Source organism: Parabacteroides sp. KHUB-02, from assembly GCF_056640955.1.
Genome location: NZ_JBWQEV010000002.1, coordinates 298,676 through 320,743, shown reverse-complemented (window position 1 = coordinate 320,743; position 22,068 = coordinate 298,676). Strand labels below are relative to the sequence as shown.

Genomic DNA, 22,068 nt, shown 5'->3' with positions numbered 1-22,068 from the left:
AGTTTGGTTGGAATTTATAGGTAAATCACCTCATCCGCCAACAACCGAATCTCATCCGGATTATGTGACGTGAAAAGAATGATCCGTTCTTCTTTCATTTGCTTTTCTCGTATTCGTTCTATAATACGATGGCTTAAGGCTTCATCCAAGCCTTTGAACGGCTCGTCCATCAAAAGGAGAGGAGAAGGGTATGCCAATGCCCTAGCTATAGCGATACGTTGTTGCTGTCCGTAACTAAGCTCTTTAGGATATCGGTTCCCGAAGGGCTCCATTTCCATTTCCTGTAAGTGTTTTTGGGCGATTCGCCGGGCTTTCTCCTCCGTGAGAAAAGAGGAGAGGGGGAGGATGATATTTTCTTCTGCGGTTAGATAGGGCAGGAGTTGCGGTTGTTGGAATATGGTGGCGATTCCAAAGTGTCTTGTGGGATGTATCTCTCCTTCCGTAGGCAATAAGATACCTCCGATTAGGTTTAATAACGTTGTTTTTCCTTTGCCTGAAGGTGCGCTAATTCCATAAATAATCCCTTTTTGAAAGGAATGGGAAAAGTGCTGTATGCCGTATTGGTAACTTATATCTTTCGTGTCTAAAACTGATAATGTAGGGGTGGGGATGGTCTGATCCTCATTCGCGAAAGATATTTTAGGGGTGATATCAGCGACTTTGCTAATTCCTTTGTCAAAAAAGAAACTGATGAATACCGCCACGATCGTCCAAGCGAGCAGCTCAGGGACAGCGATAAAGTTTTGCGCCCTTTTCATCTCGCTTCCGATTCCGAATGCGCATTGCGACAAGACTTCTCCCATAATGATCGCACGCCAGCCGAATCCGGTGGCGGAGGCAAGCCCGCTATATAAGAATGGCTTTAGCTGCGGATAGATGATCTGGAATAAGACATTGGAACGTCTGATATGGAATTGACGTGCCATAATGGATAAACCCGGACGCAGGTCGAGGATTCCCCGTGTCAGATTCTCTGTTAGTAGCGGGAACATGGTGAGAAAGGCGATCATCAAAGGGATGCTTTCCGGATTTAGGAATATAAGCGCTAAAAGTATGAAGGATATGACCGGGATCGAGCGCATGATGGCAAGCAGAGGTCTGAATAATTCATACACCCACTCAAAACGGGCGAATAACCCGGCCATCCCTATCGCACAAACGAATGAGATCGACATGCCTAAGACTCCCCGGAGTATAGTAGCTCCGACCGACTGATAGAAACTACCGGAGACGAGCCATTCGCAAAGTGTCCGTACGAGTCGAGGAAGTGAAGGTATCAGCTCCGGTTGGTTGGCTATAACGGCGAATAGTTGCCATCCCGCCAAGAGGATAGCGGTAGCGACTATTGTAGTGATTGTTTTTCGCAATCTCATTGTTCTTGGGGTATAAATCCGGCATCGGGAAGCCTCTCGCCGACGGCCTTGGGTTCATACTGTTCGATGAGACGCAGGAACCCCATGACGGCGTCTTTCGCCTCGATAGCTGATAAATAATAGATTTTACACCGCTCGATACTCTTAGGAGTTAAGGCCCCTTGGGCGAAGATTCCATGTTCTTCCAAAGAATGGATGGTCTCTTTCGGATATCGTACGGCTTTTTGGCAGGAGGCTCGTAAGGCATCCTCAAAAGCGATACGATATTTCTCCATCGTCGGGGTGTATACGACCGCTGTTTGGGCGAATCCGAGGGTATCGCTGTCTGTAAAATGATTCAAGTCCGCAGTTATTCGTAAGCTGCTGTCTTTCCGTAAAGCGATGCTTAGAAACGGTTCCCCGAGCACGGCACGATTTACTTTTCCGGCTAAGATGCCTTGGGTGATTTCCCCGGCGGTATTGAAGGCGTAATTCAAAGGATAATCTAATCGTTGGCGGCCGAGATAGTACCGGGTAAGGATATCGGGAGTCGTACCGCTGCCGAATACATACAATGCCGGTTCTTTCAAGGGAGTTTTCTCAACGAGGTAAAGGGTTCCCCAGATCGGGCACCCCGCTAGTTTGATCTTGATCCCTTTATTGTACAAGTTCGCCGCATTGATCATGGGGAGTACGGCTATGTCGGTCTCCTGCTTGATCAGTAAGGCTTGCGCCAGATCAGGCGAGTCTACCACTTTTACTTGTACTTTTTTGTTATCTATAATTGGAGGATTCTCAAGCCAATCGGCGAATGCGATAACGGATGGACCACGAAGTACCGAAACCTTGATTACGGTATCTTCCGTTTGTGCGTGCCGGCAACCGGAGCAACAAAGTATGAATAGTAGAAAAATGTATTTAATCATATCTAGACCTCTATAAAACAATTAAGGATTGCCTCCCGGCAACCCCTAACCAACTTTGTTAACCTTAAATCTAATACTATTATGAAAAAACCACAGTGCAAATGTACTGTTTTCTATATATCTGTCAATAGAATAAATGCTAATTAGTGTTTTGAGGTTCATAAGAAAAGCTAAAAAGCCTTCTTTTGAGTCGCTAGGCTAACCAAAACAATCGTTATCGCCGATAATGGCAAAGCAAATAAGATCGGATCTATCGCATGCCACGGATATACATCGATCAAGACGTCTTGTCCGAATAAAGCCTTGCAAAGTCCTACCGGAGCCGCTTCCGCCTTATGAAGGAACAACATGGCGAATAAACTGGCCAAGCCTCCTACCCATAAGCTGGCCAAGGCCCCTTGCCGGGTAGCCCCTTTCCAATATAGCGAGCAGAAATAGGTAGGTAGGAATGTAGCCGCGCAAATACCCATGAACAAGGCGGTGCCTCGTGCGATAATACTCGCACTTAGCGTATAGCAGATAACGTAGCTGACCAAGATAGAGCATAGCACGCCGATACGTACACCTAATGTAGAGTTCGGATTTTTGCTACGTCCTAGTTTGGGGAATGCGTCTGCCCCGAAAGCCGCTCCCATGGTATGAAATTGTGCGCTAAGGGTAGACATACTGGCAGAGAGAATACAAAGCATGAAAACCGCCCCGAACCACTCCGGCATCGCTTTATTGATAAATAGGGGGATGATCTTGTCCATATCTTTTACCGCCTCGGAGGCGACTACACCTTCCGTCTTGAGGAAAAACAAATTAGACAAGGCTCCCACGTGATAAATCGCCCCTACCGTGACAATCAAGAATACGCAGCCGATCAATACGCCCCTGTTGAGTTGCTTGGTACTTTCCACCATCATGAAGCGTACGACTAGTTGTGGCTGCGCTAAGCAACCGATTCCTACGCCAAGGATCAATGAGGTAACCAATGTATACCATTGTGGAGAGCCTGAGATGGGCATAGCTGTCCATCCTTGATGTCCCAAGGCCTTGAAGCGTTCGGGCACCATGGGGGCGATATCCGTCAACTTCTGGTTTGCCTCGATAAAGCCCATGTCCATGATATGGTAAAACCAAAATAGCAGGAATAGCATACAAGCGAACATGATAACCGCTTGCAACGCATCCGTATAAAGTACTCCCTTGATTCCGCCCGTAATCACGTAGGCCGCTACGATCAAGGTGAAGATCAACAAGGCCAGATGAAGGTCGATATGAAACATCTGCTCAATGAAGACGGCTCCTCCCTTCATCACCACGGCGGCGTAGAGGGGCATGCCGATGAAAATGATCGAGGCGATGAAGATCTGTATAGACCGGGACTTATAGTGTAATCCCAATAATTGCGGGAAAGTCCGTGCGTTATGTGCCTCGCCTAACTTCCGGGTCCTTCGTCCGAAAAAGATAAAGGCTACCACTACGCCCATGAACATGTTCAATAAGCAAAGCCATTGAATACCCATGCCGAACGTAGCGGCTACGCCACCGAAACCAACGATCGCCGATGCCGAGATAAAGGTCGCCCCGTAAGACAGAGCCATGATAATGGGGTTTACTTTTCGTCCGCCTAATAAATAATCACTGGCGTTTTTCGTCTGCCTGTATCCGAGATACCCTAACCAAGCGATTACAAACATGTAAATGATGACAATAATGCCTAATGTTAGCGTACTCATTTTCGTGATCCTTTAGTAGGGTTTGTTTTTTCGTCGTCTTCTTTATTCCAAGTGGTTATCCCGAACCAAATAGAAAATAGGAGGCAGGCGAACGCTAGAAGGTAAGCCAGCCAAATACCGGGGTCGCTGATTCCGAACATATATCCGTGCCTATTAAAGTTTTATTAGATCACTTTCACAGATATACTCGAGATTCTGACGGCGGATTACCTCACGGGCGCTTTCTCGGTTGTTCGTACGCAAGATCAAGATCGCTTTTTCCCGGATGGAGAAACAATACATATATTCTATGCTGATGCCCGCTTTCGTGAAATAAGATAATGTATTGGCAAAACTTCCGGCGCATGAGCTGGTTACGATCGCTAATACGTCAGTCAGGTTTGCGCTGACGTTGTTTTCTTTTAATATCTTGTATGCCTTCTGGGGATCGCTTACGATGATACGAAGGATTCCATACTCGGAGGTGTCGGCTACGGTAGCCGCGATGATGCGGATGCGCTCTTCCGCCAATAACGCTAATATCTCGCTTAATTTCCCGTACTTGTTTTCTAGGAAAATAGAAATTTGATTGACTGTCATAAGGTGTTATTTTAATTGTTTATTTAACAAAGCTTGCGATGATCTTTCACTCGTACCGCCTTGCCATCTGTGGTTGGCAAAGATCCCTTGGCTACCAGCTTGATACGCGGCGTAAGTAATAATTCGTCTTTCAATTGACGGGTGATACCTTTCGTCAAGCGCTGTAAGGCGGAATAATCATCGGTGAATAGGTCACTCAACTCAACCTCGATCAACATCTCGTCGCTGTTACCGATCGTTTCGAGGGTGATCAAGTAATTACTGCCTAACTCCTTGAATTGCATCAATATCTTTTCGATTTGGATGGGGAATAGGTTCACGCCCTTCAAGATTATCATATCGTCGCTACGTCCTTTGAAACGGGCAAGGCGTTTATGGGTACGTCCGCAAGGGCAATCGCCCGGTAAGATGCAAGTAAGGTCACGGGTACGATAACGGAGTAAAGGCATCGCCTCCCGGTTGATGGTCGTTAATACCAATTCTCCGACTTCTCCCTCGGGCACCGGTTGCAGGGTAACCGGGTCTACGATCTCTACGATCACGTTGTCTTCCCAGATATGCAAGCCGTTCTGCTCCGTACATTCGAAGGCTACACCCGGCCCGTTCATCTCCGACATACCGAAACAGTTGTAAGCCTTGACACCCAGAAGCTGTTCGATGCGTTTACGTTGTTCTTCCGAGTGAGGCTCGGCACCGATACATACGGTGTGTAGTTTGGTATCCTTTCTGGGGTCTATTCCCTCCTCATACATAACCTCGGCCAAACGAGTGGCATAGCTCGGTATGATATGTAAACAGGTGGTGCCGAAATCGGTGATGAACTTAATCTGTCGTTTGGTATTACCGGCCGCCGCAGGCACTGTCAACGCACCTAGTTTTTCTGCTCCATACTGGAAACCGAGGCCACCGGTAAACATGCCGTAGCCGGATGTATTTTGGAATACGTCCGTATCCCTTAGCCCCACCATATACATGCAACGAGCTACTTGGTTAGCCCATTGGTCCAAATCCTTGGCGGAATGTAAGACAACGGTAGGATTACCTGTCGTTCCACTGGAAGAGTGGATACGTACACATTTCTGTAACGGGATGGCTGCCAATCCGAACGGATAGTTATTTCTAAGATCATCTTTCGTTGTAAACGGAAGTTTTTGTAAATCCTCCAAGGACTGAAAACTGTCCGGGGTAATTCCTTTCTCTTTGAATATCTTATGGTAAAAAGGGGAGTTGCCCGCTAGTTCTATGGTTTGTTTCAGTCGTTCCAGTTGGAATTTTACCAGATCTTTACGATCCATGGTTTCTATTTCTTTCTGCCAATACATCATCGTTTTTTCAATTAGAGTGTGTTTAATTCATGAAATTAGATTGCAAATGTATCTTTTATTTTGGATAATGCCATGCTTTTGTGTCAAAATATTAGTAATGACCTTTTGAAAATAAGAATTATTAGGCGGTAAGCCGTTGTAAATAAAAAAATAATAGTTATTTTTGTCCATTACGCAATTTAACTTTATGTATGGGCCATGGGAAAATATGACCACCTTTCCAAAGAAGAGTTGATTCAAAGGATTGAGAGACTGGAAGCCGATCTGGAAAAAGCCACTTTGACACCATCCGCGAGCGATAACGAACTTGAGATGCGCCAAAGCCAGCATACGATCAACTTCTTAAATATCTTGATGGATACGATCTTGTCGAACGTATTTGTGGAGATCACGGTGAAAGATATTTTCAACGGTTTCCGGTATATCTATTTTAATAAGGCGGCGGAGGAATTTACGGGGGTCAAGGCGGAAGATATCTTAGGGAAGACGGATTTCGAGCTTTTCCCTGATTCCCGGCGGGCGCATGAGATCCGAACGGAAGATTACCATACGATCAAGACGGGACGTATGGTAAAGGAAATGGTCGAGTATGAGAAACCGAATGGAGAGGTGAGAATCGTAAATATCGTACGTTTACTGATCACGAATCCGGACCCGGGAGCCTCGCCTCTGTTATTGGTCATGCTGAATGATATCACGGAGCAACGTCAAGACCAGTTGGCGCTGATGAAAGTACAAGAGGCGGATAAGATGAAAAACGCTTTTATCGCTAATATGAGCCATGAGATACGGACCCCCCTGAATGCTATCGTTGGTTTTGCCCATCTCGTGACGGAAACGACTAATGCCAGTGAGCAAAGGGAATACTTCTCGATTATAAATAAGAATTGCGATTTATTGTTGAAACAGATTAACGATATCCTGGATTTGTCGAAGATCGAGTCCGGTCGGTTAAACTATAACGTGTCGGAAGTTGAGTTGAGGGATATTTGCCAAGAGGCCTATGTGGTACAATCCTTGAAGATGACTTCCGATGTGGCATTATTATATAACTCGGTCGCCATGCCTTCTGTTCGTCTGTGGATCGATCCGCACCGGGTAGAACAGGTCTTGTTAAATCTCTTGTCTAATGCCATTAAGTTTACTTCCAAAGGTTTTATCTCGCTTTTTTATGAGGTGGAAGATATGTTCGTACGTGTCTCTGTCATGGATACCGGAATCGGGATATCAGAGGAAAAGCTGGAGTCTGTTTTCGAGCGTTTCGTGAAATTGGATGATTTTTATCAAGGGGCTGGTTTGGGACTACCTATCTGCAAGATGATTGTAGAGCAGTTGGGTGGTGAGATCGGTGTGCGATCTGAGCTTGGCAAAGGTTCCACTTTCTGGTTCACCTTACCATTGGTTGTTACGGATAAGGCTGTTGTGGAGAAGGATGATCCTTCTGTTTTAAGTGAATGTCAACTATATTAAATAAAAAAGAAATGAAAAATGCGGTTGTCTTTTTAGCGACAGGCTTTGAGGAAATAGAGGCCTTGGGTACGATTGATGTCTTGAGGCGTGGTGGTGTACGGGTTATGATGGTATCTATTACGGGTGACCGATTGGTGATAGGAGCTCATGATATTCCGGTAATGGCTGATTACCTGTTCGAGGAGGCGGATTTCAGTTGTGTCGATGCCTTGATTTTGCCGGGTGGAATACCCGGAAGCAACCATTTAAATGCGCATGCCCATTTGAAAGAATTAGTCAAGGAGAAAACGGAGGAAGGCGTATTAATCGGTGCTATCTGTGCCGGACCGATGGTTTTAGGTGGTCTTGGATTGCTAAAAGGGAAAAGGGCTACCTGTTTTCCTTTCTTCGAGCCAACAATGGTAGGCGCTACCCCTACGGATAATGGAGTAGAGCAGGATGGAAATATCATCACAAGCAAGGGGCCGGGTTTTATGTTTGAGTTCGGCTTGACGATCTTGAGGAATCTGAAAGATGAGGAAATCGCTTTGGAAGTGGCGGATGCCTTATTATATGACGCTTTGTTGCATGGGACAAAGCATTAATGTGCTTGAACCTTGAGAGAATGTCTCTAAGACATTCTCTCAAGGGATTTTTGTTGTAAAGAGTTTTCCCTTTCCTAAATTATTTCTGGAAAGATTTTTTCATACGTGCGATATCTGTCAAATAGTCTTGCAGATCTTGCTCGTGTTCTTCTTCCTCAGCTAAGATATGCTTAGCGATATCACAAGTCGTGAAGTCGATGCCGTCCGTGAATTTAGCGATTTCTTGATAACGCAAGATGGCACAACGCTCGGAGGCGACATTCTGGTTCAGAAGGCTTACTACGTCAAAGTCTGTCGGTGAATCATATTTGCATCGGGCTAATTCAAACCATTGTTTCGGATCAAGTACCGGAACTCCTTCCAATTCGATGATCCGGTCTGCCAATAATTGGGCGTGATGCCTTTCTTCCTCGGCATGTTCCTCGAATTCACCTTGTACGTCGGAACGCATGGCTCCTTCAACGACCAAGGCTCCTACCCAATATTGATAGTATGCTAGCCATTCTTCCGCTAACGCGGCGTTTAGTTGAGATAATAAATTGTCGACATCCAATTTCCCTCTTAAAATTTTGACGCTTTCTTTTGCCATAGCTGTATTAATTTAGAATTAAACGTATTGTTCGTTTTTTATAGTTCTAACAAGCTTACTAGGGCATTGTTTATTGTTTGTCAAAATTTTAACGTTATGCTGCGATTGTTACAATTTAGGTAATTCCCAAGGTGCCCGGTAATAGGCTTTCGACAAGGCGGTAGCTTCGTTATCGCCGACAAACAAATTGTTTTTATCATCCCAATGAACTTCCCGTTGAACCCGGCAGGAGATATTCGCCAGATGAGCCATCTTCGCTACACGGGCACCGATAGCGACATCGGCGTTCGGAAGCTCACGGCTTTTAATGCAGCTCAACATGTTTCCCACATGATTATAAAGTCCTTTGCCTTCTCCTTTCTTGAAAGGAACGGCTTCCATGCGGGCTACGTTATTGGATACGACCGGTATGACCTCCCAACCGGCCCTGTCGAGTACCATCGTACCATTCTCCCCATAGAACGCTAATCCTTCCTTACGGTTATAGAGTCCGTGATTGATTCCGCAGGCGTGATCCCAGATGATATTAAAATCATCGTAGGCATAAGTTGCCATTAAAGTATCGGGCGTCTCCATAGCGTCGTCCGGATAGGCGAACTTGCCGCCGCCTGAGAATACACGGGTGGGAAGACCTGCGTTCATACCTTCTAGGGCATAATCCAGCAAATGTACGCCCCAGTCCGACATCAAGCCTCCGGCATAGTCCCAGAAGAAACGGAAATTATAATGAAAGCGATAAGGATTGAACGGACGTTTAGGAGCCGGGCCTAGCCACATATCGTAATCCACACCGGCGGGAGCGTCGCAATCCGGTTTAACCGGAAGTGTCGGCTTGCCGTCTTGGTAAGCCCAGACCTTGACCGTACGGATCCGTCCGATATTTCCGGCTTTCAAGAAATTAGCCGCCTCGTCCCAATGCGGGTCGCTACGTTGCCATTGGCCCACCTGTACGATCCGGTTATATTTACGGGCGGCTTTTTCCATCAGGTTGCATTCCTCGATCGTATTGGAGAGCGGCTTCTCTACATATACGTCTTTTCCCGCTTGGCAAGCCCAGACCGTCGGAAGGCAATGCCAATGGTCCGGCGTACCGATAATGACTACATCTACGTCTTTATTATCGATTACTCGTCGCCAGTCCTTATATAAGTGAGGTACTTTTTTCCCTGTTTTCTTCTCAACGTCGGCAGCCCGTTTGTTCAACCATTCGTCATCGACATCGCAAAGAGCCACGCATTCCGTCTCTGGATAATCAAGAAAAGTATTCAAATCCCCGTATCCCATGCTACGGCATCCGATGAGGGCTACCTTTACTTTGTTGCTAGGGGCGGTTTGTCCGTATATGGAGGAATACGATTTACCGATAAGCGGCGATAAAGTAAGTCCGGACATGATAAGTCCGGTTTTTTGCATAAAAGTACGTCTGTTCATGATATTAGTTTTTAATACTGTTATAAATATATTCCATATCCACGTGCTCCCTTACGAGGGCGGCGAGTTTGTCATACTGCTCTTCCTTAAAAGCGGCATAATCGAAAGGACCTGTAGTCGTTTCCGTGTCAAAGCCTTCAGCTAAGTTGTCCAATACGGCCGGATTATCAAGGATACCATGCATATAACTTCCCCAGCATCGGTTGTTGAGGTAATATCCGTCCGTTCGTCCGTCTTCCAGTCGGGCTACGGGCTGTTCGGGGGCGTCACCCAATAGGGTGGTTCGTCCCATATGTATTTCGTATCCTTTACAATCCTTATTCTCCGAGGAGGGGAGGAAAGCAAAGTCGCTTTGTCTCGTGATCTTCTCCTGCTCGATGACCGTGCATTGAGGCAGAAGACCGAGACCGGGAATCGCCGGGATATTTCCCTCGATACTTTCCGGATCTTCCAAGCGGACTCCCATCATTTGATAGCCACCGCAAATACCGATCACCTTTTTACCCGCTTTATGCGCCCGGATAATCGCCATCGCTATCCCATTGGCCCGCAGGCTTTGTAAGTCCGATAACGTATTCTTTGAGCCGGGGAGCAGGATGATGTCGGCTTTCTCTATCTCATCGATATTGTTGGTATAATAAGGATTGAAACGGGGGTCCATCTCCAATACATCAAAATCCGTGAAATTAGACATTCGTTTCAGCAGGATGATAGCTACATTGATTTTCCCGTCTTTATAAGTGTTATTTTTCATATCCAACGCTACGGAATCCTCTTCCTCTATCTTGATATCCCGAAACCATGGGATTACGCCGACCACGGGAATTCCAGTCAATTCCTTTAACAGGTTCCGCCCTTCCTCGAATAAAGAGGCGTCTCCACGGAATTTATTGATGATAACCCCTTTCATTAACGCTCGTTCCTCTGGTCGTAATAAAGCGATCGTTCCATATACAGAGCCGAATACGCCCCCACGGTCTATATCTGCGATCAGGTAGGTGGAGGCGCCGGCTTTCATCGCCATCCGCATATTGGTGATATCCCGGTCTCGCAGGTTTAGTTCGGAGATGCTTCCGGCTCCTTCCAATACGATCGGGTTATAGCGAGCTTCCAGACGGTTGAAGGCTTCGATGGCTTCCTTAAATAGCTCCTCCTTCTGGTTTTGTATCCCGAAATAATCCTTGGCGGACATATTGCCGACTGGCTTTCCGTTTAATACGACTTGTGAGCTTTTATCATTTGTCGGCTTTAGTAATATCGGGTTCATATCCGTATGCGGGGAAATACCGCAGGCCTCCGCTTGTACGACTTGCGCCCGGCCCATCTCGCCACCTTCCGGGGTAGAGTAGGAATTGAGGGACATATTTTGTGCCTTGAACGGTGCCGGTTGATAACCATCTTGCTTGAAAATACGGCAAAACGCCGCGTTAATAACGCTTTTACCCGCATCAGAGCAGGTTCCGACAAACATAATCGGTCGTAGGTGTTGCTTCATCTGTATAGATTTTATTTACACAGTGTACAAAGGTAGTATTTTTGGCCTTTTTATTAAGGAGAAGATATGAAAAAAGAAGAAGATTTTGTTATGGGCCTGTCCATCTACATGGCTTGTCTGCGTGAGAAAAAACGGTATTCCACGGCGAAGAGTTATCAAGATGCCTTGAACTCGTTCAAGTGCTTTTGCGGTATGGAGGCGATTCCTTATGCCTATATTAATAGGAACAGGCTTTTGTGCTATCAGTCATGGTTGTTGGACAAGGGCCGTTCGTTGAATACGGTGTCTACCTATATGCGTCGGATTCGTCACATTTATAACTTAGCCGTGGAGGCGAACGAGGCTCCCTTTGTACCCAACCTGTTCAAGGATGTTTTCACGGGCGTTGAGAGCAAGCGGAAGAAGGCGTTGCCGCGAGAGATGCTGGAGCGTATGTTTAACGCTGAATTGGAGGATCAATCCTTGCGGCGTGTACAGTTGACCGTTCGGTTGATGTTTGCGTTCAGCGGGATAGCGTTTGTGGATCTTGCGCATTTGAAATGGGAGAATATCCGGGATGGGATATTGCAGTATCACCGACAAAAGAGCGGATCTCTCATACAGTTGGAGATTCCCTCCGGGGCGTTGCGGCTGCTGGAGGAGTTGTCCGCTTGTACGGCAAAGGAATCCCTTTATTTGTTTCCTTTTTTGAGTGGAACGAGAACCGGTGAGGCGGCCTACAAAGAATATAACAGGATCTTGTCCCGCTTTAACCATGACTTGAAGTTGTTGGCGAGATCGACAGGCGTTACGCTTCCGGTCACCTCATATACGATCCGTCATTCATTCGCCTCGTTCTTGAAGGAACAAGATGTATCGATCGAGGTTATCAGTGAGTTGTTGGGGCATAAGTCTATTAAGACAACACAGATCTATTTGAAGAGCTTCTCGTTGGAACGTTTATCGAAGGTGAACCGGAATTGTTTTGAGAGCGTGTGTAAACCGATACCCAAAGTGGGGTAAGAGGCTTGCTACTTGGGAAGTAGCGTATTCTTTCACGGCGCAAAAGTAATAAAAAATAACAAATAACAAGCAATCATTAGGTTTAGTTTGTGCTCCGATCTTGATTCTCTTTAAATCTTCGTTCTTATTCCCAGTATATAGACATGGCAATAGAGACGAAATGATTTCGTATTTCCTACATCATCACGTCCCTTCCAAAAATCAAACATACATTCTTGTAGAGACGGGGCGTGCCCCGTCTCATCCCCTCAAAATAGTATTCTAAATTACTGTCAGACGGTGGGAGACGGAGCACGCTCCGTCTCTACAACTGGGTAATAACCATTTTCCAACCTTTTACGCTACTTCCCAAGTAGCTTAATATTTCAAGCGATGGTGATTTTCAGAAAAGCCATTTTTAAAAACATAAAGTGTTGTTTATCAGGAGTAAATAGGGTGCTCTTGGTAGGGCTTTGAATTGTCGTGAGGCTTGAGTGGAGATCTTGATATAATCTTAGGAAAAGATAATCATAATGATGAATGTTTTGAGAGACGGTTGCTCGGAGAGGGGTACGGCGCGAGTTGGCAAGCGTCATGACCTGAAGACTGTACGCTGGTACGTGCTCACGCTTCCTACTACGGGTGTGGCGCGACGTGACAGGATCAGCCCCGCTAAAAGCTTGGATGCCGAGCTTTCCCGGCGCAAGCGTCGTGGGGAGACGTTGTTCGAGTATTTCGCCCCCTCCTATGTGGAGGTGAGGAAGGTGGACGGAAAGATGGTTAACACGAAGCGGCCCCTGCTGTTCAACTACGTGTTTATCCGGTCCTCGGTGGAGGAGATCTTTCAGATGAAGCGTACGCTTCCCCTCTACAATTTCCTTCCCCGGGTCTCTTCCGGAGGCATGGCTCATTTCCCTTATCTCTCGGATGACGAGATGGGTAATTTACGTTGGGTGGCGGAATCTTATTCCAACGAGCTTCCGGTGTACGTACCGGACAGCGACCGCTTGCTGAAGGGAGACCGTGTGCGTATCACGTCCGGTTATTTTACCGGTATGGAGGCGGAGGTGGTGATCCAGCCGGGTGGCGGTCATAAAGATGTGATGGCTCGTATCCTCGATTGCATGTGGGTCCCCTTGTTGGAGGTGAAGCCGGGCGAGTATGAGCTGATCGAGCTGAACACAAAGGGTAAGCACGTCTATACCCATCTGGATAACGACCGTCTGCGGGAGGGTTTGCACGATGCCTTGGGACGTTACCATGCCTCCGGCAGCGTATCAGAGGAGGATACCCGCTTGGCCCTTGAGGTGTTGAGATCCTACGGTTCGCTCCGTGCGGAGACGGACGTGATGCGTTGCAAGATCTACTCATTGCTTCTTTCTGCCTACAAGTTGTTGGGCGATGAGGAGGAGTTCACACGTTTGCATGACACGATGCGTGGTATGCTCCCGGTGTTGAAAGCTCCGCAATCCCGTGCTTTGTTGCTTGTGACGCTCTACGGTTGCACGGACAGCGCCCTTTACCGGCAGATGGCGCATGAGGTGGTGGATCCTTGGCGGGGTGAGTCCTCGCCCAAGAAAAGCAAGTTATCCTTGATCCGCCGGCTGGACGATTGCGATCGCTGGCTGAAACACGAAATCAGTTGACAGTTGACAAGTGACAGTTGACAGTTTAAATCAAAAATCATAAATCAAAAAGAAATGTCTTCCCTTCCTTCTGGCGTTCGTTTGGTGGCGTTGCTGAACGAGCATTTGAGTGATATCATGAGCCGCGAGCGAACGAACACTGCTTCCATCCATTTGTATTGCACGGGTCCTTACTGGGTGGCGTTCGAGTACTCAGCCTATCAGTTGCGCCGTGCGTTCCCGGACAGCGAGGTTACGCCGATGCGCTTGCTCGGCTACCCGTTTCCTGTGGTGATGGTATCCGTGACGGATCGTTCGCTCCGCTCGTATGCCCGCAAGCACATCTTGCGAAGAGACGATAAGGATTACAAGCAATTGACCGTCCCCGGTTTTTCCCTGTCTGATTACCAAGGCTGGCATAAGAGAGAGGTGGAGGGATTGCCATTGCTAAGCGAGACCGTATGAGTGTGGCATACGTATAAGGGCATCGTTTTACACATATATCGACGTCGCCCCACACGTATATCGGTGTAGGCCTATACGAACGTAGGCGTGAGTCGATGCCGATATACGTGCGGGATGGAACCGATGCCGGGGAAAACAGGTGCAAGTAATGCAAGTAATGCAGCACCTTTTTCCCACACACGCACGTGTACATTATATATGTCGAATCAAACTTTCATACGGCTATCCAGCGTTTCTCATCCGGATCGTTCCATGCCTTGTTTGTGATCGTTTAGTGTAAAATTCTTGTTCTATATAATGTACGCACGTGTGTGGGAAAAAGGTGCTGCATTACTTGCATTATTTGCATTACTAGGGCCTATCCATAAGGACATAGATGTATAAAAATAATAACAAACCAGACATGTATCACAGACAATCATTTCCCCGTTTGGGCGATTACATCGCCACGGTTTTACAAGTCACCAGACTGACCAAGTCCATTATCCGCGTAAGCGGAGGCATTGGCAGTGACACTTACAATTCTTTTAAAAAGGCAAGGACATGCACTTTAGCGTTTACTATCGTTTGGTAGATCTCCTTTGGGACCATCTGTCGGACGAGGAACTTTTCCGCCGTCTGGTACGTGAGGCCTTGGAGCGGTATATCGATTACAAGAAAGAGGAGGAGAAAAATAGAGGAAAGGAATAAATTAAGCCATGCTTATAAAAGAGAGTGTTGATAAATCTACTGATTTTATCCCGGATGGGATGACCGCCTTCGAGCGTAACGTGAAGCGTATAGGGGATTGTCTTTTGGCCTTTATCGCCTTGGTCGTATTCTCCCCCTTGTTCTTGATCTGCTACATCGCCGTGAGGCGCGAGGATGGCGGCCCTGCCATTTTCAGGCAGGAGCGGATTGGCCGTTTCGGCCATCCGTTTCATATCTATAAGTTCCGCAGCATGCGTTTGGACGCAGAGAAGTTCGGCCCCGCCCTTTACAAGGGAGGCGCTGATCCCCGTATGACGCATGTGGGCAAGTTCCTGCGCGAGCATCATTTGGACGAGCTTCCCCAATTATGGAATGTATTCATCGGTGATATGGCCTTCATCGGTCCCCGTCCGGAACGGAAGTTCTACATCGACCAGATCATGGAACGTGATCCCCGCTATCGTTTCTTGTACCAGATCCGTCCAGGGGTGACCTCTTACGCCACGCTCTACAACGGCTATACGGATACGCTGGAGAAGATGCTCCGCCGCTTACGCTATGACTTGTTCTATCTGGAGCACCGCTCGTGGTGGTTCGATTTCAAGATATTGGTGAAGACGTTCTTGAACATTGCGTTCGGGAAGAAATTCTAGATAAGGATAACCGAGGAGAGCAATTCTGCCCTCCTTTAAATCAAGAATACCATGAAGAAAGTATTGAAAGGCTGGCTTATCGACAATTCGGTGACCACTGACAATAAGACCGATAAGATCTTGTTATTGGCTTCGGCCGGAAGTTTAACTTTGGATGATGTGCTGGAGGAGATGTACAAGCAAGACACGGGGTTGCGCCCGGAGACGCTTCACCATTCAGTGACGCTCTATCACCGTGTGCTGATGGACTTGATTTTGAACGGTTACAGTGTGAACACGGGCCTGTTCCGTGCCGTAGCCCAACTGACCGGCGTGATCGAGGGCGGTGTGTGGAACAAGGAGAGAAACTCCATCTACGTCTCTCTCACGCAGGACAAAGTGCTGCGCGAGGAGATCGCCAAAACCTCGGTTGAGATCCTCGGCGAGAAGTCGAACATCATGTACATCCTCGAGACTGAGGATAAGAAGACGGGCTTGAAGGATGGTAGCGCTACGGCGGGCCGCAACTTCTTCGTGCGCAGCGCCATGCTAAAAGTGGTTGGCGACGACGAGTCGGTAGGCGTTACGCTGACCAATGCGGCGAAGGCTGTCACAAAATTAACGGACGATCTGATCACGATCAATAATCCCTCCTCGCTCACGTTGCTCCTGCCGGCTGATCTGGCGGAAGGTGAGTATACGCTGACGGTGACGACGCAGTATTCCACATCAAACCGTCTCTTGAAAACGCCCCGTAGCGTAAGCGTGCCGGTCTGGATCGGTGGTCGCCCTGCTGATGGCGGTAGTGATAGCGAGAGTCCGGACGAGATTTAAAGGAAGGGGCACGGCGAGCCTTCTCTCTTCATAAAAAGGGATTGGCTCGCTGTATGATCCCTTCTCCAGCCTTGTATAACCATCTTATGCAGTGCTGTATGAAGCCCTTATGCAGGGTTGAATGATGGGATTATACAAAATAGGTTGGTGTAGATGTTTCAAGTAACTTGCTCTAAATAAAGAAGTGCTTTATGTTATAAGGTGTTTTTATTGGAACAAATAGGAGATATAGTGATTATATGTCAGAATCCATAAAAAAGAAAGCATTGCGAGGTGTCGCATGGAGTGCTGTAGAGAAATTCCTTCGGCAAGGTCTCATGACATTGTTCTCAATCCTTATTGCTCGTCAATTATCACCGTCTGATTATGGTTTGGTTGCGATGCTTACAATTTTCTTGGTGGTGGCGCAGGTCTTTGTGGATTCTGGTTTCGTGGAGGCTCTTATTCAGAAACAAGACAGGACAGAGGTTGATTTTTCCACGACGTTTTGGTTCAATATAGGGGTATCATTATTGATATATGCCGTATTGTTTTTGTGCTCACCCTTCATCGCCAGTTTTTATGATGAGCCTCTATTGGAGGAATTATTGGTATGGATGGCCTTGATATTTGTTATCAATGCGTTCCGTACGGTGCAACAAGCGAAATTGAATATAGCGATGGATTTTCGTAGACAAGCTTGGATTTCTATTATCGCCATATCTGTGAGCGGATGCGTGGGGATTTGGATGGCTTATCATGGTTTCGGTGTCTGGACATTGGTGTGGCAACCGCTTTTACAGAATTTCTTGAATGTGGCGTTGCTTTGGGTATCGGCGGGTTGGATGCCCTCATTCGTTTTCTCCATCCGTTCCTTTAAGGGATTATTCGGTTTTGGATCGAGATTGTTGATGAGTCGGACTTTGCATGCTATTTATGCGAATGGAAGTTTTTTGTTGATAGGAAAGTTTTATTCATCAGCAGCGACAGGTTTGTATAGCCAGTCCACACAGATGACAAGTTTTGTCCCGACGGCTGTTAACGATGTTGTAGCCCGTGTAGCCTATCCGATAGAGTGTGAGCTGCAAGATAATGAAGAGGAGTTGCAACGGCGTTTTTTCCAGATGCTGCGCATGACTTGTTTCGTCCTTTTCCCGTTGATGATGGGATTGGCTGCCCTGGCGGAGCCGGTGGTGCGATTATTGTTGACGGACAAATGGATAGAGACTGTTCCCTTGATACGTATTCTTTGCTTCGCTTGGATTTGGTGGCCGGCCTCGAACATGAGCTGGCAGTTGTTGAACGCAAAGCACAGGAGTGATTATTGTCTGAAGGCAGAGATAATAAAGAAAGTGATCGCTATCTCTATCTTGGTATTTTCCCTCTTTTGGGGTATCAAGGTGGTTTGCATAGGAATGTTGCTCTATTATGTGGCAGATGTCTATGTGATCACTGTATTTTCGGCACGTGTACTGCCCGGAGTGACCTTCGCATCTGAAATGAAGTCCATGCTGCCGATACTGGCGTATGCGGCGGTCATGGGTACGGGCGTTTACCTGTTAGACCATATGATAAGCTCCGATGCGGTGTCGCTCGCCGCGGGAACAGCCGCAGGGATCGTGCTTTACATGGCGGTAACGTTGCTTACCGGATCCCGGGAGGCTTGGTATCTATTGGAAATGATAAAGAAAAGGCGATGATATACCTGATTGTTTTCATTTACCTGCTGTATCTGTCTGTCCGCTATGATATTCTTGGGCGGGAAGATTATAGGTGGACGCATTACAGGATAGCTGTAACTCTGCTGATACTGGTGGCGGGGCTTCGCTGGAGGGTAGGCTCAGATACGGTTTCGTATGCGTCTGATTTTTATTTTAGTCATGACTTGTTCCATTTGGAATGGAGCGATTTTGAATCAGTGATGAAAATGCCGCTATGGGTTCTGTTGCAAGCGACCTGCAAGACGATTTGGAACGATTTTTTACTGTTCCAATTTGTTGTGGCGGCTTTCGGTATAGGGATGATAGCATATTTCATAAAAAAAGTGTGTCCCTCTCTATGCTTTTTCATACTTCTCTGTTTTTTCATAGGCCGTTATACGGCTACGAGTATGGAACATATGAGAGGATCCTTATCCATCATTTTTTTCTTGTTGGGTATATTAGCCGTCAATGACGGGAAAACCAAGAAGTTCCTGCTATATTTCTTGGTTGCAGTCCTGTTTCACGTGTTCACGATTTTCGCGGTTTTCCTGTTTGTTATCGGTTACTACCTAATTCCACGAAAGCCTGCTATTTACTGGCTCCTTTGTGTAGCGATGATTGTCCCGATACTTGTCGGAAAGGATTTTATGACTCCTATAGCAGAGGGTGCGTCATTGTTTCTCCCCAGTGAAGATATGGCTTCACGTATAACAGCGTATGCCACAAGTGAGTGGTTTGGAAACAAAGACTTGAGTATAATCAACTATGTGTGGATGGTTGCGCAGTTGATCGTTTATGTATTCATGCTTCATAAAACGCAGGTGATATATCCCCAGTATATCCGCTTGAAGCAAGATCTGTTTCAAACGTGTGTATGTATAGCTCTCCTATTGGTATGTGCAAGATACAGCCTTATGATCCTGTATAGAATGGTTGATTATTTCTATTTCTTCACGCTTTTCTTATCCGTCATGTTCGCCAAAGGGATATTGATCGACCGTATTGTACGCAGACAGAAAATCCTTGTTTTCTGTGTATTACTCCTATTCCCTCTGTTTTTTGGAGCTAAAGCTTGGTTGAATGAAGATATTATAGGAGGAAGCTACACTTATTCACGTTATTATCCATACAGTTCCGTATTTGATAAGTCCCTTGATCCTGAAAGAGAAAAACATCATCAGTTAAGAGGGAGTGGATGGTCGGTGGAAAATGATTATTAGATTATTTTTTAATAATGTTGCGTTTTATTTTATTAGATAGTGTTGTTCTTGTATTTATTATAAAGTGATTATGACTAGAAATGTTGCGATAATATTATCCGGTGGATCTGGATCTCGTATGGAGTGTGATATACCTAAACAATATTTGAAGATACATGGAAAAATGATAATATCTTATAGTTTAGAATGTTTTGTGTGTAATAAGCACATAGATGGCCTTATTATCGCTATAGATCCGAAATGGAAACGAATTCTGGAAGATGAAACTAATAGTTTTGATATCCCTATTCATTTTGCTATTTCAGGAGAAAGTCGGCAATATACGATATTCAATGCGTTAAAGGTGGCAGAAATGTTTTATGCCCCATCTGATATTGTTATTATTCATGATGCAGCACGCCCACTTGTAACAGATGTACTTATTGATGAATGTATCAATGTATGCCAAAAATATGATGGGGCTATGCCTGTTTTACCAATGAAGGATACGATATATGAAAGTTATGATGGACTGAGCATATCTTCTGTCCTTAATAGAGATATATTATTTGCAGGACAAGCTCCTGAAGCTTTTAAATTAGGGAAATATATAAATGCTTGTAAGTCTATGAATAGGGAAGAATTGTTACTGGTGAGAGGAAGTGCAGAAATAGCTTATAAGGCAGGAATGAAAGTAAAGTTAATAAAAGGTGATGAACGAAATTTTAAAGTAACGGTACCGGAGGATTTAGTTCGTTTAAAATTATTGTTGGAAAAATGAAAGCAAATGTGTTATTTGGTATAGGTGATTTAAAGTATACGAATATACCACTGCCTAGATTAAAATCAGATGAAGTATTAGTTAAAGTTAAGGCGGCTGGGATTTGTGGATCGGATATTGCTAGAGTATTTAAAACTGGAACATATCATTTTCCTACTGTTATAGGTCATGAATTTTCAGGTGTAGTTAGTGATATTGGAAGTTCAACATATTTATCTTGGTTGGGTAAGCGAGTGTCTGTTTTCCCTTTGAAACCTTGTTTTAAGTGTAATAATTGTAAAAATAAGGAATATGAATTATGTTCGAATTATGATTACTTAGGATCAAGATGTAATGGGGGTTTTGCGGAATATGTTGCTGTTCCTGTTTGGAATCTCTTGGAGATTCCGGATTGCGTTTGTTATGAAGAAGCGGCTATGCTAGAACCAGCAGCGGTTGCCTTACATGCATTAAAACGATCTGGTTTTAAAAAAGGAGATACAGTTGTTGTTATCGGTCCAGGAACAATTGGGATGATATTATCTCAAATGGTAAAACTTTTGGGAGCATCAAAAGTGGTATTAGTAGGTAGGACTCAAACAAAGTTGGATTTTGCAAAGACTTATGGGGTAGAGAATATCTGTAATTCTACTACTTCAGATGTATCTGAATGGGTATCAAGGAATATAGATAGCTCCGGAGCCGATATTGTTTTTGAGGGGACTGGGGCATCTATGTCGTTCAATACTAGCTTGAAAATAGTGAAATCTTCGGGTACTATTGTTGCTTTAGGTAATCCAATTGATGATATGACTTTAGAGAAAGATTTTTATTGGAAACTATTGCGAAAGCAATTGCAGATTTATGGTACTTGGAACTCTAGTTTTGGCATCAATGATAATGATTGGACTCAAGTTTTATATTGGTTGGAGAATGAAAAATTGGATCTCAAAAGATTGATTACCCATCGTTTGGATTTTAGCCAGTTAATGGAAGGCTTGATGCTTATGCGTGATAATTCTATTTATTCAAATAAAGTAATGTTGGTAGATCATGAATAGAATATCTAAATTATCCGTTTCGCTTATGTGTGCTGACTTGGTAAACTTGGAGCGTGACATCCATATTTTAGAAGAAAATGGAGTTGATTATTTACATGTAGATATAATGGACGCTGCATTTGTCCCAAATCTTACATTTGGTCCTGATGTGGTTAATTCTATTCGAAAGATTACGAGTCTTCCAGTTGATATTCACTTGCTTATGGAACATCCTCGTACAATTATCCGTTCAATGGACATTAGAGATGGGGATATTGTATCTATTCATAGTGAATGTAAAGAAAGTGTTTTGGAGAATGCGGCTTTTATTAAACAGAGGGGTGCGAAATTTGGATTAGCCTTAAATCCGGATACTTCTATAGATGAGGTACGTAAATATCTCCCTTATGTTGATGTTATATTATTGATGCTTATTGTACCCGGATTTGCTGGAACAATGATGATTCATGGAATGATGGAAAAAGTAGGTGAAACTCGTCAATATTTGGATCAACATAATTATGGAAATGTAGAAATATGTGTAGATGGAAGTGTCAGTACTGAGAGAGCGAAATATATGCGTCAATTGGGAGCCTCTATTTTCGTGGGAGGAACAGCCGGAATTTTTAAACAAGGATGTATTCTACAAGATACGATTCCTTTATTTATGTCATATATAAAATAG

22 protein-coding genes are annotated in these 22,068 nt (G+C 45.3%); 13 read left to right on the top strand and 9 right to left on the bottom strand.

Features of this window, described 5'->3' with window-relative positions; genetic code table 11:
• Positions 1-14: 14 nt before the first annotated feature.
• The 6 genes from ACYIA1_RS21875 to ACYIA1_RS21850 all read right to left on the bottom strand — a co-directional run bounded on the left by ACYIA1_RS21875 (position 15) and on the right by ACYIA1_RS21850 (position 5,906).
• Positions 15-1,373, bottom strand: a complete 1,359-nt coding sequence (locus ACYIA1_RS21875; RefSeq protein ID WP_122115112.1) for an ATP-binding cassette domain-containing protein — start codon at positions 1,371-1,373, stop codon at positions 15-17.
• Positions 1,370-2,278 carry a substrate-binding domain-containing protein gene (locus ACYIA1_RS21870; RefSeq protein ID WP_158533111.1) on the bottom strand — a complete coding sequence of 303 codons (909 nt, stop codon included), beginning with the start codon at positions 2,276-2,278 and terminating at the stop codon, positions 1,370-1,372. Before ACYIA1_RS21870 ends, ACYIA1_RS21875 begins: the two co-directional genes overlap by 4 nt.
• 170 nt (positions 2,279-2,448) lie before the next feature.
• Positions 2,449-4,002 carry a sodium:solute symporter family protein gene (locus ACYIA1_RS21865; protein ID WP_008780467.1) on the bottom strand — a complete coding sequence of 518 codons (1,554 nt, stop codon included), beginning with the start codon at positions 4,000-4,002 and terminating at the stop codon, positions 2,449-2,451.
• Positions 3,999-4,142, bottom strand: coding sequence for a symporter small accessory protein (locus ACYIA1_RS21860; protein WP_333558132.1), 144 nt, complete (start codon positions 4,140-4,142; stop codon positions 3,999-4,001). Before ACYIA1_RS21860 ends, ACYIA1_RS21865 begins: the two co-directional genes overlap by 4 nt.
• A 13-nt stretch (positions 4,143-4,155) precedes the next feature.
• The gene (locus tag ACYIA1_RS21855) at positions 4,156-4,581 is read right to left on the bottom strand and encodes a hypothetical protein (RefSeq protein WP_005856397.1); all 426 of its coding nucleotides are present in this window, start codon (positions 4,579-4,581) and stop codon (positions 4,156-4,158) included.
• 23 nt (positions 4,582-4,604) lie between these two features.
• Entirely contained in the window at positions 4,605-5,906 is a 1,302-nt protein-coding gene (locus tag ACYIA1_RS21850; RefSeq protein ID WP_005856399.1) for a phenylacetate--CoA ligase family protein, read from the bottom strand.
• Positions 5,907-6,104: 198 nt separating this feature from the next.
• On the opposite strand from ACYIA1_RS21850, the gene ACYIA1_RS21845 reads away from it, so the two are divergent.
• Positions 6,105-7,376, top strand: coding sequence for a PAS domain-containing sensor histidine kinase (locus tag ACYIA1_RS21845; protein WP_008780468.1), 1,272 nt, complete (start codon positions 6,105-6,107; stop codon positions 7,374-7,376).
• Between the two features lie 11 nt (positions 7,377-7,387).
• Positions 7,388-7,960: a DJ-1 family glyoxalase III gene (locus tag ACYIA1_RS21840; RefSeq protein ID WP_005868262.1), complete on the top strand. Its 573-nt coding sequence runs from the start codon at positions 7,388-7,390 to the stop codon at positions 7,958-7,960.
• A gap of 79 nt (positions 7,961-8,039) precedes the next feature.
• Here ACYIA1_RS21840 and ACYIA1_RS21835 read toward each other — a convergent pair whose 3' ends face one another.
• The 3 genes from ACYIA1_RS21835 to ACYIA1_RS21825 form a co-directional block, all read right to left on the bottom strand.
• A complete protein-coding gene (locus ACYIA1_RS21835; protein ID WP_005856408.1) occupies positions 8,040-8,549 on the bottom strand; it encodes a ferritin-like domain-containing protein in 510 nt (169 codons plus the stop codon).
• Between the two features lie 108 nt (positions 8,550-8,657).
• Positions 8,658-9,980 carry a Gfo/Idh/MocA family protein gene (locus ACYIA1_RS21830; protein WP_008771916.1) on the bottom strand — a complete coding sequence of 441 codons (1,323 nt, stop codon included), beginning with the start codon at positions 9,978-9,980 and terminating at the stop codon, positions 8,658-8,660.
• A gap of 4 nt (positions 9,981-9,984) precedes the next feature.
• Complete coding sequence (locus ACYIA1_RS21825; RefSeq protein WP_121962738.1) at positions 9,985-11,475, bottom strand: cobyric acid synthase; 1,491 nt, start codon at positions 11,473-11,475, stop codon at positions 9,985-9,987.
• Between the two features lie 66 nt (positions 11,476-11,541).
• Here ACYIA1_RS21825 and ACYIA1_RS21820 point away from each other — a divergent pair, with 66 nt between their 5' ends.
• The 11 genes from ACYIA1_RS21820 (at position 11,542) to ACYIA1_RS21770 (ending at position 22,068) form a co-directional block, all read left to right on the top strand.
• Positions 11,542-12,477 carry a tyrosine-type recombinase/integrase gene (locus tag ACYIA1_RS21820; protein ID WP_413639639.1) on the top strand — a complete coding sequence of 312 codons (936 nt, stop codon included), beginning with the start codon at positions 11,542-11,544 and terminating at the stop codon, positions 12,475-12,477.
• 512 nt (positions 12,478-12,989) lie between these two features.
• The gene (nusG, locus tag ACYIA1_RS21815; protein ID WP_480336388.1) at positions 12,990-14,102 is read left to right on the top strand and encodes a transcription termination/antitermination protein NusG; all 1,113 of its coding nucleotides are present in this window, start codon (positions 12,990-12,992) and stop codon (positions 14,100-14,102) included.
• A 54-nt stretch (positions 14,103-14,156) separates the two neighbouring features.
• A complete protein-coding gene (locus ACYIA1_RS21810) occupies positions 14,157-14,546 on the top strand; it encodes a hypothetical protein (protein ID WP_005868272.1) in 390 nt (129 codons plus the stop codon).
• 543 nt (positions 14,547-15,089) lie between these two features.
• Complete coding sequence (locus ACYIA1_RS21805) at positions 15,090-15,236, top strand: hypothetical protein (RefSeq protein ID WP_182318885.1); 147 nt, start codon at positions 15,090-15,092, stop codon at positions 15,234-15,236.
• A gap of 8 nt (positions 15,237-15,244) precedes the next feature.
• On the top strand, positions 15,245-15,889 hold the full coding sequence (locus tag ACYIA1_RS21800; RefSeq protein ID WP_011966417.1) for a sugar transferase: 645 nt from the start codon (positions 15,245-15,247) through the stop codon (positions 15,887-15,889).
• A gap of 51 nt (positions 15,890-15,940) precedes the next feature.
• On the top strand, positions 15,941-16,702 hold the full coding sequence (locus ACYIA1_RS21795) for a DNA-binding domain-containing protein (RefSeq protein ID WP_122115056.1): 762 nt from the start codon (positions 15,941-15,943) through the stop codon (positions 16,700-16,702).
• Positions 16,703-16,941: 239 nt separating this feature from the next.
• Positions 16,942-18,381, top strand: coding sequence for a lipopolysaccharide biosynthesis protein (locus ACYIA1_RS21790; RefSeq protein ID WP_011966415.1), 1,440 nt, complete (start codon positions 16,942-16,944; stop codon positions 18,379-18,381).
• Positions 18,378-19,604: an EpsG family protein gene (locus ACYIA1_RS21785; protein ID WP_011966414.1), complete on the top strand. Its 1,227-nt coding sequence runs from the start codon at positions 18,378-18,380 to the stop codon at positions 19,602-19,604. Before ACYIA1_RS21790 ends, ACYIA1_RS21785 begins: the two co-directional genes overlap by 4 nt.
• A gap of 70 nt (positions 19,605-19,674) precedes the next feature.
• Positions 19,675-20,364, top strand: coding sequence for an IspD/TarI family cytidylyltransferase (locus tag ACYIA1_RS21780; protein WP_011966413.1), 690 nt, complete (start codon positions 19,675-19,677; stop codon positions 20,362-20,364).
• Positions 20,361-21,404, top strand: coding sequence for a galactitol-1-phosphate 5-dehydrogenase (locus ACYIA1_RS21775; protein WP_011966412.1), 1,044 nt, complete (start codon positions 20,361-20,363; stop codon positions 21,402-21,404). Before ACYIA1_RS21780 ends, ACYIA1_RS21775 begins: the two co-directional genes overlap by 4 nt.
• Positions 21,397-22,068 carry a ribulose-phosphate 3-epimerase gene (locus ACYIA1_RS21770; protein ID WP_057326346.1) on the top strand — a complete coding sequence of 224 codons (672 nt, stop codon included), beginning with the start codon at positions 21,397-21,399 and terminating at the stop codon, positions 22,066-22,068. Before ACYIA1_RS21775 ends, ACYIA1_RS21770 begins: the two co-directional genes overlap by 8 nt.

Excerpts from the sequence above, each read along its gene's own strand:
- ACYIA1_RS21800 (WP_011966417.1), top strand. The coding sequence starts at position 15,245 with ATGCTTATAAAAGAGAGTGTTGATAAATCTACTGATTTTATCCCGGAT.
- ACYIA1_RS21805 (WP_182318885.1), top strand. The coding sequence starts at position 15,090 with ATGCACTTTAGCGTTTACTATCGTTTGGTAGATCTCCTTTGGGACCAT.
- ACYIA1_RS21845 (WP_008780468.1), top strand. The coding sequence starts at position 6,105 with ATGGGAAAATATGACCACCTTTCCAAAGAAGAGTTGATTCAAAGGATT.
- ACYIA1_RS21810 (WP_005868272.1), top strand. The coding sequence starts at position 14,157 with ATGTCTTCCCTTCCTTCTGGCGTTCGTTTGGTGGCGTTGCTGAACGAG.
- ACYIA1_RS21825 (WP_121962738.1), bottom strand. The coding sequence starts at position 11,475 with ATGAAGCAACACCTACGACCGATTATGTTTGTCGGAACCTGCTCTGAT.
- ACYIA1_RS21820 (WP_413639639.1), top strand. The coding sequence starts at position 11,542 with ATGAAAAAAGAAGAAGATTTTGTTATGGGCCTGTCCATCTACATGGCT.
- ACYIA1_RS21860 (WP_333558132.1), bottom strand. The coding sequence starts at position 4,142 with ATGTTCGGAATCAGCGACCCCGGTATTTGGCTGGCTTACCTTCTAGCG.
- ACYIA1_RS21830 (WP_008771916.1), bottom strand. The coding sequence starts at position 9,980 with ATGAACAGACGTACTTTTATGCAAAAAACCGGACTTATCATGTCCGGA.
- ACYIA1_RS21780 (WP_011966413.1), top strand. The coding sequence starts at position 19,675 with ATGACTAGAAATGTTGCGATAATATTATCCGGTGGATCTGGATCTCGT.
- ACYIA1_RS21875 (WP_122115112.1), bottom strand. The coding sequence starts at position 1,373 with ATGAGATTGCGAAAAACAATCACTACAATAGTCGCTACCGCTATCCTC.
- ACYIA1_RS21855 (WP_005856397.1), bottom strand. The coding sequence starts at position 4,581 with ATGACAGTCAATCAAATTTCTATTTTCCTAGAAAACAAGTACGGGAAA.
- ACYIA1_RS21870 (WP_158533111.1), bottom strand. The coding sequence starts at position 2,278 with ATGATTAAATACATTTTTCTACTATTCATACTTTGTTGCTCCGGTTGC.
- ACYIA1_RS21785 (WP_011966414.1), top strand. The coding sequence starts at position 18,378 with ATGATATACCTGATTGTTTTCATTTACCTGCTGTATCTGTCTGTCCGC.
- ACYIA1_RS21865 (WP_008780467.1), bottom strand. The coding sequence starts at position 4,002 with ATGAGTACGCTAACATTAGGCATTATTGTCATCATTTACATGTTTGTA.
- ACYIA1_RS21850 (WP_005856399.1), bottom strand. The coding sequence starts at position 5,906 with ATGATGTATTGGCAGAAAGAAATAGAAACCATGGATCGTAAAGATCTG.
- ACYIA1_RS21790 (WP_011966415.1), top strand. The coding sequence starts at position 16,942 with ATGTCAGAATCCATAAAAAAGAAAGCATTGCGAGGTGTCGCATGGAGT.
- ACYIA1_RS21775 (WP_011966412.1), top strand. The coding sequence starts at position 20,361 with ATGAAAGCAAATGTGTTATTTGGTATAGGTGATTTAAAGTATACGAAT.
- ACYIA1_RS21835 (WP_005856408.1), bottom strand. The coding sequence starts at position 8,549 with ATGGCAAAAGAAAGCGTCAAAATTTTAAGAGGGAAATTGGATGTCGAC.
- ACYIA1_RS21840 (WP_005868262.1), top strand. The coding sequence starts at position 7,388 with ATGAAAAATGCGGTTGTCTTTTTAGCGACAGGCTTTGAGGAAATAGAG.
- ACYIA1_RS21770 (WP_057326346.1), top strand. The coding sequence starts at position 21,397 with ATGAATAGAATATCTAAATTATCCGTTTCGCTTATGTGTGCTGACTTG.
- ACYIA1_RS21795 (WP_122115056.1), top strand. The coding sequence starts at position 15,941 with ATGAAGAAAGTATTGAAAGGCTGGCTTATCGACAATTCGGTGACCACT.
- nusG (WP_480336388.1), top strand. The coding sequence starts at position 12,990 with ATGATGAATGTTTTGAGAGACGGTTGCTCGGAGAGGGGTACGGCGCGA.